The 10834-nt window shown below is 46.3% G+C and carries 10 protein-coding genes; 8 read left to right on the top strand and 2 right to left on the bottom strand.

Going from position 1 to position 10834, the window contains the following annotated elements:
• Positions 1-18: 18 nt before the first annotated feature.
• A complete protein-coding gene (locus GXP65_RS21485; RefSeq protein WP_162093694.1) occupies positions 19-588 on the bottom strand; it encodes a PilZ domain-containing protein in 570 nt (189 codons plus the stop codon).
• Between the two features lie 264 nt (positions 589-852).
• Between GXP65_RS21485 and lolC the strand changes: the two genes are divergently transcribed.
• Genes lolC through lolE form a run of 3 tightly spaced genes read left to right on the top strand, consistent with a single transcriptional unit; the run spans position 853 to position 4008 of the window.
• The gene (gene lolC / locus GXP65_RS21490) at positions 853-2061 is read left to right on the top strand and encodes a lipoprotein-releasing ABC transporter permease subunit LolC (protein WP_162093695.1); all 1209 of its coding nucleotides are present in this window, start codon (positions 853-855) and stop codon (positions 2059-2061) included.
• Positions 2054-2761: a lipoprotein-releasing ABC transporter ATP-binding protein LolD gene (gene lolD, locus GXP65_RS21495; RefSeq protein WP_050918315.1), complete on the top strand. Its 708-nt coding sequence runs from the start codon at positions 2054-2056 to the stop codon at positions 2759-2761. The genes lolC and lolD overlap by 8 nt, the downstream gene beginning before the upstream one ends.
• A 2-nt stretch (positions 2762-2763) precedes the next feature.
• Positions 2764-4008: a lipoprotein-releasing ABC transporter permease subunit LolE gene (gene lolE, locus GXP65_RS21500; RefSeq protein ID WP_162093696.1), complete on the top strand. Its 1245-nt coding sequence runs from the start codon at positions 2764-2766 to the stop codon at positions 4006-4008.
• Positions 4009-4204: 196 nt separating this feature from the next.
• Here the strand turns inward: lolE and GXP65_RS21505 are convergent, their stop codons facing one another.
• The gene (locus GXP65_RS21505; RefSeq protein WP_005531989.1) at positions 4205-4714 is read right to left on the bottom strand and encodes a DUF2062 domain-containing protein; all 510 of its coding nucleotides are present in this window, start codon (positions 4712-4714) and stop codon (positions 4205-4207) included.
• A gap of 8 nt (positions 4715-4722) precedes the next feature.
• On the opposite strand from GXP65_RS21505, the gene GXP65_RS21510 reads away from it, so the two are divergent.
• The 5 genes from GXP65_RS21510 to kdsB are packed head-to-tail and all read left to right on the top strand — an operon-like array spanning position 4723 to position 10695.
• The gene (locus GXP65_RS21510) at positions 4723-6981 is read left to right on the top strand and encodes a DNA internalization-related competence protein ComEC/Rec2 (RefSeq protein ID WP_162093697.1); all 2259 of its coding nucleotides are present in this window, start codon (positions 4723-4725) and stop codon (positions 6979-6981) included.
• A 31-nt stretch (positions 6982-7012) separates the two neighbouring features.
• On the top strand, positions 7013-8764 hold the full coding sequence (gene msbA, locus GXP65_RS21515; RefSeq protein WP_162093698.1) for a lipid A ABC transporter ATP-binding protein/permease MsbA: 1752 nt from the start codon (positions 7013-7015) through the stop codon (positions 8762-8764).
• Positions 8765-8769: 5 nt separating this feature from the next.
• Positions 8770-9777, top strand: a complete 1008-nt coding sequence (gene lpxK, locus GXP65_RS21520) for a tetraacyldisaccharide 4'-kinase (RefSeq protein ID WP_162093699.1) — start codon at positions 8770-8772, stop codon at positions 9775-9777.
• A complete protein-coding gene (locus tag GXP65_RS21525) occupies positions 9758-9937 on the top strand; it encodes a Trm112 family protein (RefSeq protein WP_005378451.1) in 180 nt (59 codons plus the stop codon). The genes lpxK and GXP65_RS21525 overlap by 20 nt, the downstream gene beginning before the upstream one ends.
• Positions 9937-10695 (top strand): 3-deoxy-manno-octulosonate cytidylyltransferase, encoded by a 759-nt coding sequence (gene kdsB, locus GXP65_RS21530; protein WP_162093700.1) that lies wholly within the window; start codon positions 9937-9939, stop codon positions 10693-10695. The genes GXP65_RS21525 and kdsB overlap by 1 nt, the downstream gene beginning before the upstream one ends.
• The last annotated feature ends 139 nt before the right edge of the window (positions 10696-10834 follow it).

Consider the following 10834-nt stretch of genomic DNA (forward strand, 5'->3'; position numbering starts at 1 on the left):
ATTTTAGGAGCATGAGGGTTATTTGTTTTCTCGCTCTAGTGAGCGCTGACGGAGTAATTTTTGCTGTTGGTATAGCGCGGCTTTGATTAATAAATCTTGGTCAGCTTCTCGAAGCCGTTTGTACTTGAGTGTAACCACATAACCTTGCTCTGATTGTTCGCACTCTACTACCTGAGCGTAGCAGTAAATCGCTGCGGCAGGATGATCTAAGAAGAGTTTCACTCGAACCAGTTGGTCTTTTTCTACGGCAGAAGCGCTACGATAGCTCAGTTGGCTTGCGCCGAATTGCGTGGTTTGAAAACGCAGTGCAATATCATCTTGTTGAGAAAGCATAAAACTCAGTAGTAAGTTGAGTTTTGAGTTTTGGGTATCCAGCAAGCTGATGACGTGTTTCAACTCTTTATTTTGCAGTTCCAGTCTCGCGTTATCCGCTAACATATCTAAGTGACTGAACTCACTTGCGACGATGAACGGTGCTGGAATTTCAGATACAAAAGTGGCCTCATCTGGTAGAGCAAAGTCCGTCCCTAACGTTTCGACGTTAATCGTCAGATTGTGGTGCACGGTGAAGTATTCTTGCTCTGTCATAATTTGGTCCTTTTCTGCCATCGAGCGCTCTCATTTCATTGAAGAATGAGTAGGATAGGGGAGTGATTATCGCTAATCAGGGTAAGTTATCAAGTTTACCTGTTTTTATGGCTGAACTTTTTGCAGTAAATGGGGACTTATTGCATGTCGTTGACAAATTTAGCGATTATCTTGTCTTCTTCATAGTAAGAGTAAGGTAAGATAACCGCTATTAATTAGCTAAGTATTGGCTCCATTATTAGAAAACCAGTTGGTTTGTCCTATATGTATCATCCTATCTCTTTGTTTATTGGCTTGAGGTATCTTCGGGGACGCTCCGGGGATAGATTCAGTCGATTCGTTTCTTATATGTCGACCGCAGGTATCACGATTGGTGTGATGGCGTTGGTGACAGTACTGTCTGTGATGAATGGCTTTGAAGCTCAGCTTAAAGAGCGCATTTTAGGCGTGCTTCCTCATGCTGTCGTTTCTCAGCACGATGGCAAAACGCCAATGAGCGAGACGGCGCCCCAATTCATTCAAAACATGTCGACCATCGCTAAGCCAGAGCCGATTGTGCGTGGTGAAGCTGTGATCCAAAGTTCCGCACAGCTAACCGCTGGTTACTTGATTGGTATCGAGCCTAAACTTGGCGATCCTATTTCCAATCACTTGATAGCAGGTCGTTTATCTTCGCTACAAGCGGGTGAATATAAGGTTTTCCTTGGTCACAGTTTGGCGCGTGCTCTTAAAGTATCGATGGGTGACAAAGTCCGCTTAATGGTGACCAATGCGACGCAATTTACCCCATTAGGTCGAATCCCAAGTCAACGTAACTTCACTGTGGCGGGTATCTTTAATACCGGCTCAGATGTGGATGGTCAGCTTATGATCGTCAACATGACTGACGCTTCTAAATTGATGCGTTTACCGAAAGATACGGTATCCGGTTGGCGTGTGTTCTTCTCTGACCCATTTATGGTGACGGAATTTGCAGATAAGCCATTGCCGGAAGGTTGGCAATGGAGTGACTGGCGTGAGCAGCGTGGTGAGCTTTTCCAAGCAGTAAAAATGGAAAAGAACATGATGGGCTTGATGCTGGGGCTGATTGTTGGCGTAGCAGCATTTAATATTATTTCTGCGTTGATCATGGTGGTGATGGAGAAGCAATCGGAAGTCGCGATTCTCAAAACTCAAGGTATGAAGCAATCTCAAGTGATGGCGATTTTCATGGTGCAGGGCGCGAGTAGTGGTGTGATTGGTGCGATTGTTGGTGGCGCGGTCGGCGTTGCTTTATCGCTCAATCTCAATGCTATTCTGGAAGCGGCAGGCGTTGCCTTGTTTAGCTTTGGTGGTCACTTGCCAATCGTGATTGATTCATTCCAAATTTTATTAGTGGTAGTGCTGGCGATTGCTCTGAGTCTAGCTGCAACTGTTTACCCGTCTTACCGAGCATCTTCTGTTAAACCAGCTGAGGCACTTCGCTATGAATAAGCTATTAGAATGTCGTGATATTCGTAAAGTCTACCGAGAAGGCTCGTTAGATACGGAAGTGTTGAAAGGCGTGAGTTTTGATATCGACAAAGGTGAACTGGTTTCTATTGTTGGCTCATCTGGCTCGGGTAAGAGTACGCTGCTTCACATCCTTGGCGCTTTAGATGATGCATCTCAAGGTGAGGTGGATTTTCTGGGGCAGAACTTGTCTGCGCTAAGTTCAAACAAGCAAGCGGCACTACGAAACAAACACCTTGGTTTTGTCTATCAGTTCCATCACCTATTGGCTGACTTTACCGCAGTTGAAAACGTTGCGATGCCATTGTTGATTGGGGGCGCAAAAGTAGCGGATGCGAAAGCGGAAGCAAAAGCTCTACTTGAGAAAGTTGGCCTAGAACACCGCATGGACCACCGTCCTTCGGAGCTATCTGGTGGTGAGCGCCAACGTGTTGCGATTGCCCGTGCTTTGGTTAATAAGCCTGACTTGGTTTTGGCTGATGAGCCTACAGGTAACCTAGATCACAACACGGCATTGGCGATTTACGATTTAATGCGAGAGCTAAACCAGGAGTCAAACATCGCTTTCTTGGTGGTGACCCACGATAACGAGTTAGCTGCGAAAATGGATCGTCAAATGCACATGCAAGATGGTTTGCTGGTGGATCGCTTTACGACTCAAACAGCGGCTGCGGAGGGCTAATTTTGTTTTCATCTTTAGCATTGATGATCGGTGGCCGCTTTAGTCGCGCGAAAAAGCGTAACAAGATGGTGTCGTTCATTTCTCTCTCTTCCACTATTGGTATTGCGGTTGGTGTTGCGGTGATCATTATAGGTCTATCCGCCATGAACGGTTTTGAGCGTGAGCTACAGTCACGTGTTTTATCGGTAATCCCACATGGGGAGTTAGAAGGGGTAAACGGTCCGCTACATAACTACACCAAGACCATGAACCAAGCCTTGAAGCATGAACATGTTGTCGCAGCGGCGCCTTATGTTCGATTTACGGGATTGGCAGAAAAGGGCAGTAAGCTTAAGGCGATTGAAGTGCGTGGTGTGGATCCTGCTTTTGAACAAGCGGTGTCGAGCATGTCGGAGTTCATTGATCCAAAAGCATGGCAGAACTTCTATGCGGGCCAACAGCAAGTCATTTTGGGGCGTGGTGTAGCGAATGAGCTTAACGTCGATGTAGGTGATTACATTACGTTGATGATTCCGCAAACCGGAAGCACCAATAAGGTTCAAGCGCCGAAACGAGTTCGCGTGAAGGTGTCTGGATTCCTAGCACTCAATGGTCAAATCGATCACTCATTGGCTTTGGTGCCGCTGAAAGATGCTCAGGCTTATGCGCGCTTAGGTGATGGCGTCACGGGTATTTCGCTCAAGACCGATGATGTACTTAACGCGCCTTCCATTGTGCGTGAAGTGGGTAATCTGATTGATGTGTATGTTTACCTGAAAAGCTGGCAACAACAGTTTGGCTTCTTGTATCGTGATATCCAGTTAGTTCGTACCATTATGTACTTGGTGATGGTTTTGGTTATCGGTGTCGCGTGTTTCAACATTGTGTCGACACTGATGATGGCGGTAAAAGATCGTGCTGCCGAGATTGCGATTCTTCGTACTATGGGTGCAAAGGATGGTTTGATTAAACGTATCTTTGTGTGGCAAGGCGTCTTCTCTGGTGTATTCGGCAGCCTTGCTGGCAGTGTCGTTGGCGTTCTTGTCGCTCTCAACCTCACACCGATTATTAAAGGGCTGGAAGCCTTAATTGGTCACCAATTCCTTTCGGGGGATATCTACTTTGTCGACTTCTTGCCATCGCAGTTGCACTGGCCTGATGTTGCTTTAGTTTCCATTACAGCGATTGTTCTGAGCTTGCTAGCAACTTGGTATCCCGCATCTCGTGCAGCGAAACTTAACCCAGCGGCGGTATTGAGTTCAAAGTAGTGGATAGAGCTTAGCGAAGCGCTGGTCACTCACTGACACAAAAAAGGACCGAATCTCGGTCCTTTCTTTTATCTGCAATCTAACTATCTTTGCGGTGGCTCGGTAGCTTTCATACTTGAGTTACATCGCCTTTCATTTCGAACGTTAACTATTCTCCATTCGATGTTCTGAGACCTGCCAATTGAAGAAGAAGTACTTATCGTATCTTACGTTTTTGCCAGCTTCTGACCACTGAGTAACGCCATAGTCCACGTATACCAAAATAGCCGATGATGGCTGATACCACGCCACAGATTGCGCAGCCTAGTAGGAACGGAGGCCCAATGGTGTTCATTTGCTGCATGATGAAATCCCACGACAACTCAAAGTGGAACGGTTGTGGTGGTACATGCATGACCAATGCGCCAAGTTTGTATGCGAAGTAGAACAGCACCGGCATGGTGATTGGGTTACTGATCCAGACAAGGGCAACAGATAGAGGCAAGTTAACACCGAGCATGATGGCGAGACCTGCCGCCATGATCATCTGGCTCGGAAGCGGAACAAACGCCATAAACAGACCAACAGCAAAAGCACCTGATGCAGAGCGACGATTTAAACACCACAAGTTTGGGTTGTATAAAACGTTGCCGAAGACCTTCAGTGCTTTTTGGCGTTTGATCATTTCATGATCTGGCATGAAGCGTTTTATCAGCTTTCTAGGCATAGGACGACATGACTCTCTTAGAAAAAAGTTTGACCTTGGCGTTATTTGTAGCGAGCGTTATATCGTCTGCGTGGTGGCCGACGATGCCTGATTGGCGATGGTTGCTGCTGGGAATAATTGCCACTGGCTCGATTATCAAATTACGTCGTGGCTTATTGAGCATAGGCGTAATTTGGGGCTTTATGGTTGTCATTATCCACGGCAATGTTATGGAGCATCAAAGACAAGCCCTGTTTCGAGCAGGGGTGAATATTACCATAAATGGCAAAGTTGACAGCCCTTTTACGCAAATAAGTCACGGATATGAAGGAATTGCGCAGATCAATCAGGTGAATTCTCAAAACCTGTTACCTTTTCTTAAACCGAAAATCCGATTGATAACCGCTTTCCCACTGCCCGTTAACAGTGAGTTCACTACTCAGGTGACGATCAAACCGATTCTGGGTTTGAAGAATGAGGCGGGGTTTGATGCGGAAAAGCAAGCGATAGGTAAGGGTATTACCGCTAGAGCTGTCACACCTGATGACGCGAAATGGTTGATTCGTACACACTCTTCATTTCGACAGCAAATCATTACGGCCGTTGATACTCATATTGCTGAACTTGACCATTTCCCTTTAATCAGTGCATTAGCGTTTAGCGACCGCTCCCTGCTTGCTAAACAGGATTGGCAGTCTCTGCGAGATAGCGGGCTGCTGCATTTGGTCTCAATCTCTGGTTTGCATATTGGAATGGCGTTTGCGTTTGGCATGAGTTTGGGCTTTGTCATTCGGCTTCTATTCCCCAAATTTGTTCACCTTCCTTCCGCTGTCGGTTTATTGGCAGCGCTCGTTTATGCGTGGTTGGCCGATTTTTCTTTACCTACAACCCGTGCTTTCTCGGTTTGTGTCATTTATCTCGTACTTAAAGCGGCGTTGGTTCATTGGAGCCCTTGGCGAGTGTTATTGCTCGCAGTCTCGATACAGCTTTTCATCGAGCCTTTTGCTTCATTCACGATGAGCTTCTGGTTGTCTTATCTGTCCGTGGTTGCCGTGCTTTTAGCCGTGAATGTGGTTCAACAGCGACGCGGCAATTGGCAAACGAAGCTGAGTTCACTACTAAAAATACAGTTAGTGCTTACTTTGCTTATCGTGCCAATCAGCGGTGCGTTTTTCTCTGGAACAAGTTTGGTATCCATCGCTTATAACCTAGTTTTCATTCCTTGGTTTGGTTTTTTGGTCGTCCCTTTGATGTTCCTAGCGCTGATTGTAACCCCAATTTCTTTTCAGTTGGCTGGTGTGCTTTGGCAACTGGTGGATTGGGTGTTGTTGCCACTGACATGGTCATTACAGTTTGCGGTCGGGAGTTGGCATTTTGTAAGTTTGCCTTTGACCTTAACGATACTCGCAGTTGCCATCTGTGGATTATTGAGACGTTTTTTGAATCGGGGCTCGCTCGTTACGTTAGTCATGCTAGTGACGGGTGTCGCCCTATTTTATGAGCGTACAACAAATTCTTGGCGAGTGGACGTGTTAGATGTAGGGCATGGCCTTGCGGTATTAATTGAGAAGCATGGAAAGGTGGCGCTTTATGACACAGGCAAAGCTTGGAACTCAGGGAGCATAGCTCAGCAAGTTATCTCTCCCGTATTACATCGCAGAGGTTTTGGCACCATTGATATGTTCATTATCAGTCATGCTGATTCGGATCATGCTGGAGGTAGGCAGTATATAGAGCAGCACTTTTCGCCAGCGCAGAAATTCAGCAGTCAAAACTACGCTAACTACCAATCTTGTATTGCGGGTGAACGCTGGTATTGGCAGGCGCTTTATTTTGAAGTCCTATGGCCACCTAAGCAGGTAAACCGTGCTTATAATCCTCATTCGTGTGTTGTTCGAGTTGTGGATAAGGAATCGGGTTTTAAATTGCTTTTGACTGGCGATATTGAAGCCGTCAGTGAGTGGATACTTATGCGTGAACCCAACAAGCTAGAGAGTGATGTTATGCTTGTTCCTCATCATGGCAGCAAGAGCTCTTCGAATCCAAAATTTGTTCAAACTGTCTCTCCAACCTTGGCGATAGCCTCGTTAGCAAAAAGTAATCAATGGGGCATGCCTGCTGAAAATGTTTTATCGGCTTATCAGGCAGCAAGTGCCCACTGGCTGGATACGGGAAATCATGGGCAGGTATCGGTGTTTATTGAGCGAGACAATTGGTACTTTGAAGCTAAACGTAGTGAGACATTTGAGCCTTGGTATAGGCAGATGCTGCGTAAGGGAGTAGAATAAGAGTCTTAATGTAAGAAAATAAAGCACTTCTATGTCGATAAATACTGATGAAACGACCTGGCAGACGTTTAAGCGTCTATGGCAATTTATTCGCCTTTATAAGTCAGGCATTATCGTTGCCGTCATTGCATTAGTGATTAATGCACTTTCAGATACCTATATGATTTCCTTGCTAAAACCACTTCTTGACGAGGGTTTTGGTAATGCGGAATCGGATTTTCTACGCACGCTTCCACTGATTGTTTTCGCCATGATGTTCATTCGTGGTGTGAGCGGATTTGTCTCCACTTATTGCTTGAGCTGGGTATCCGGCAACGTGGTGATGCAAATTCGTCGCATGGTGTTTAATCACTTCATGCATATGCCAGTTTCTTACTTTGATAAAGAAAAAACAGGTAATTTACTGTCTCGTATTACTTATGATTCGGAACAGGTCTCTGCCGCAACCAGCCAAGCGTTAGTCAGCATTGTGCGTGAAGGTGCGAGCATAATCGGTCTTCTTGTGCTGATGTTCTACAACAGCTGGCAGCTTTCTCTAGTTCTATTTGCTGTTGCACCAGTGGTGGCATGGGGCATTGGTATCGTTTCTAAGCGATTCCGTAAGATTTCGAAGAACATGCAGACCATGATGGGCCATGTGACGGCTTCTGCTGAGCAAATGTTAAAAGGTCACAAAGTCGTACTAAGCTACGGCGGTCAAGATATCGAAGGCAAGCGCTTCGAAAAAGTCAGCAACCAAATGCGTCAACAAAGTATGAAGTTGGTGACAGCTCAAGCTGCAGCAAACCCAATCATTCAAATGATCGCGTCTATTGCGATTGTTGTTGTGCTTTACCTAGCAAGTATCGACTCAATCAAAGATCAATTAACGCCGGGTACATTTACCGTTGTGTTCTCAGCAATGTTTGGTTTGATGCGTCCGCTTAAAGCGCTGACAAACGTAACCTCACAGTTCCAACGTGGTATGGCAGCGAGCCAAACCTTGTTTGCCCTGGTAGACCTAGAGCCAGAGAAGAACGAAGGTAAGTTCACTGTAGATCGCGCAAATGGCGACGTTGCAGTAAAAGAAGTCAGCTTTACCTACGAAGGTGCAGAGAAACCGGCACTTGAGAACGTGAGCTTTGATATTCCAAAAGGCAAGACAGTTGCTCTTGTTGGTCGTTCAGGCTCAGGTAAGAGCACCATCGCTAACTTATTCAACCGTTTTTACGACGTCAGCGGTGGTTCAATTACACTTGATGGCCACGATATTCGTGACTACGAGCTTAAGAACCTGCGCGAGCAGTTTGCATTGGTATCGCAAAACGTACATTTGTTTAATGACACGATTGCAAACAACATTGCTTACGCGACAGAAGATCAATACACACGTGAAGACATCGAACGTGCAGCTAAACTTGCTCACGTCACTGAGTTTGTCAGCAAGATGGAAGACGGCCTTGATACGATGATTGGTGAGAATGGCGCGAGTCTATCTGGCGGCCAACGTCAACGCGTAGCCATTGCCCGTGCACTTCTGCGTGATGCCCCTGTTCTGGTTCTTGATGAAGCGACATCAGCTCTGGATACGGAATCTGAACGTGCTATTCAATCGGCGCTGGATGAACTGCAAAAAGACAAGACGGTATTGGTGATTGCACACCGACTGTCGACTATCGAGAATGCAGATGAAATTCTAGTGGTAGATGAGGGCTCGATCGTTGAACGCGGTAACCACGCGGAGCTGATTGCCAAGAAAGATGGCGCGTACGCTCAACTTCATCGAATCCAATTTGGTGCCTAAGAACTGTGGTTGAAAAAATCTGGTTCGAAAACCATCCTCTCAAATACCTACTGTGGCCGCTTTTGTGGCCACTGAGCTTGTTGTTTGGTGCGATCAGTAAGTCTAAGCGTCAACAATATCAATCAGGTAAAAAACAAGCTTACAAAGCGCCAGTGCCTGTAGTTGTGGTGGGTAACATCACGGCTGGGGGTAATGGTAAAACACCAGTTGTTGTGTGGCTGGTGGAGCAATTACAGCAGCTTGGTTACAAACCAGGCGTTGTGTCTCGTGGCTATGGGGCGAAAGCGCCGCAGTATCCGCTTGTTTTGGATGACAATACACCAGCGAAACACTGTGGTGACGAGCCGAAGCTGATTTATCGCCGTACTGCTGCACCTGTCGCTGTAGACCCGGTTCGTGCCAATGCGGTGAAAGCATTGCTTGAAACTGGCGTTGATATCATTATTACTGACGATGGCCTTCAGCATTATGCTTTAGAGCGAGATATCGAGTTTGTTATCGTTGATGGTAATCGCCGCTTTGGTAATGAACGCCTTATTCCACTTGGCCCGCTACGTGAAGGGGTAGAGCGTCTTTCTGAAGTCGATTTTATCATCACTAATGGTGGTCAAGCTCAGTATGGCGAAATGCCAATGTCTTTAACGCCATCAAAGGCGATCAACCTGAAGACCAAGCAACAGGTCGAGGTCAGTGAATTACGAGATCTCGTTGCGTTTGCCGGGATTGGGCATCCACCACGATTTTTTAATACACTTAACGCAATGAATGCGGATGTTAAAGTGACGAAAGGCTTTGCCGATCATCAAGACTTTGATCAGCAAGAATTACAAGCATTGGCTCAACAAGGAGCGAATGTGATTATGACAGAAAAGGATGCCGTCAAATGCGACAGTTATGCGCAAGACAATTGGTGGTATCTGCCTGTTTCTGCTCAGTTTGAATCAAACGACGCAGAGCGAATTTTAAATCGAATAAAAGAGGTTAAAGCGACTTATGGATCACCGTCTGCTTGAGATTGTAGCTTGCCCTGTGTGCAAAGGTAAGCTGACGTACGATAAAGATAATCAAGAGTTGATCTGCAAACTGGATCGCCTTGCTTACCCAATCAAAGAGGGTATTCCTGTTCTGCTTGAGCCAGAAGCACGAACCATGAGCATGGACGAGGGACGCTAATGTCTTTTACGGTTGTCATTCCTGCACGCTATGCGTCAAGCCGCTTACCAGGTAAGCCATTGGCAGACATTGGTGGTAAACCTATGATCCAATGGGTTTACGAGCAAGCGTTACAAGCGGGTGCAGAAGATGTGATTATTGCAACTGACGATGAGCGAGTGTCAGTGGCAGCAGAGCAGTTTGGTGGCAAGGTTTGTATGACCTCGCCAAACCACGAATCTGGCACTGAGCGACTAGCCGAAGTAGTAGAGAAAATGGCGATTCCTGCAGACCACATTGTGGTGAATGTTCAGGGTGATGAACCATTGATTCCGCCGTCTATCATTCGCCAAGTGGCTGATAACTTAGCAGGTTGCGATGCGCCCATGGCAACGCTTGCGGTGGAGATCGAATCGGAAGAGGAAGTCTTCAACCCGAATGCGGTAAAAGTGGTCGCGGATGAGCGTGGCTATGCCATGTATTTTAGCCGAGCAACGATTCCATGGGATCGTGACAACTTTGCTAAACAAGACAAAACGATCGTTAACCCATTGATGCGCCACATCGGTATCTACGCTTACCGCGCGGGTTTCATTAATACTTACGTGAATTGGCAGCCAAGCGCACTTGAGCAAATCGAGTGTCTAGAGCAACTTCGTGTGCTTTGGTACGGTGAAAAGATTCATGTTGAAGTGGCAAAAGAAGCGCCAGCAGCAGGTGTAGATACACGAGAAGATTTAGAAGCAGTACGAGCCATTGTCGCTAAGCAAGCACAATAAGCTTAGTATTGATTTCCAAATTAGAAAGGCTCCTCATTGAGGCTGTCTCTTATACACAAATCCCCAAGCTTGTAGCTTGGGGATTTTTTTTGAACTCTTTCAAGTGTGTGTGATCTGATCACTTAGCAATCCTTACTGA

The organism is Vibrio sp. LB10LO1, from assembly GCF_010092875.1.
GTDB classification, from domain to species: Bacteria; Pseudomonadota; Gammaproteobacteria; order Enterobacterales; family Vibrionaceae; genus Vibrio; species Vibrio campbellii.

What these genes read in the sequence shown, in the direction of transcription:
- GXP65_RS21485 (WP_162093694.1), bottom strand. Translation starts at nt 588, where the DNA reads ATGACAGAGCAAGAATACTTCACCGTGCACCACAATCTGACGATTAAC.
- lolC (WP_162093695.1), top strand. Translation starts at nt 853, where the DNA reads ATGTATCATCCTATCTCTTTGTTTATTGGCTTGAGGTATCTTCGGGGA.
- lolD (WP_050918315.1), top strand. Translation starts at nt 2,054, where the DNA reads ATGAATAAGCTATTAGAATGTCGTGATATTCGTAAAGTCTACCGAGAA.
- GXP65_RS21505 (WP_005531989.1), bottom strand. Translation starts at nt 4,714, where the DNA reads ATGCCTAGAAAGCTGATAAAACGCTTCATGCCAGATCATGAAATGATC.
- GXP65_RS21510 (WP_162093697.1), top strand. Translation starts at nt 4,723, where the DNA reads ATGACTCTCTTAGAAAAAAGTTTGACCTTGGCGTTATTTGTAGCGAGC.
- msbA (WP_162093698.1), top strand. Translation starts at nt 7,013, where the DNA reads ATGTCGATAAATACTGATGAAACGACCTGGCAGACGTTTAAGCGTCTA.
- GXP65_RS21525 (WP_005378451.1), top strand. Translation starts at nt 9,758, where the DNA reads ATGGATCACCGTCTGCTTGAGATTGTAGCTTGCCCTGTGTGCAAAGGT.
- kdsB (WP_162093700.1), top strand. Translation starts at nt 9,937, where the DNA reads ATGTCTTTTACGGTTGTCATTCCTGCACGCTATGCGTCAAGCCGCTTA.